Below are 662 nucleotides of genomic sequence, written 5' to 3' on the forward strand. Positions count from 1 at the left end.
GATGAAAGATGGTTCTGCTATCGCTTTTAGATGGACCCGCGGCGTATTAACTAGTTGGTGGGGTAACGGCCTACCAAGGTGATGATACGTAGCCGAACTGAGAGGTTGATCGGCCACATTGGGACTGAGACACGGCCCAAACTCCTACGGGAGGCAGCAGTAGGGAATCTTCCACAATGGACGCAAGTCTGATGGAGCAACGCCGCGTGAGTGAAGAAGGTCTTCGGATCGTAAAACTCTGTTGTTAGAGAAGAACACGAGTGAGAGTAACTGTTCATTCGATGACGGTATCTAACCAGCAAGTCACGGCTAACTACGTGCCAGCAGCCGCGGTAATACGTAGGTGGCAAGCGTTGTCCGGATTTATTGGGCGTAAAGGGAACGCAGGCGGTCTTTTAAGTCTGATGTGAAAGCCTTCGGCTTAACCGGAGTAGTGCATTGGAAACTGGAAGACTTGAGTGCAGAAGAGGAGAGTGGAACTCCATGTGTAGCGGTGAAATGCGTAGATATATGGAAGAACACCAGTGGCGAAAGCGGCTCTCTGGTCTGTAACTGACGCTGAGGTTCGAAAGCGTGGGTAGCAAACAGGATTAGATACCCTGGTAGTCCACGCCGTAAACGATGAATGCTAGGTGTTGGAGGGTTTCCGCCCTTCAGTGCCG

General features: G+C 51.4%; 1 rRNA gene. It reads left to right on the plus strand.

Annotation, left to right across the window (positions count from 1 at the left end):
* A 16S ribosomal RNA gene (locus OZJ21_RS03435) occupies nt 1–662 on the plus strand; the annotation flags it as partial.

This window comes from Ligilactobacillus sp. UO.C109 (assembly GCF_026847815.1).
Taxonomy (GTDB): Bacteria; Bacillota; Bacilli; order Lactobacillales; family Lactobacillaceae; genus Ligilactobacillus; species Ligilactobacillus salivarius.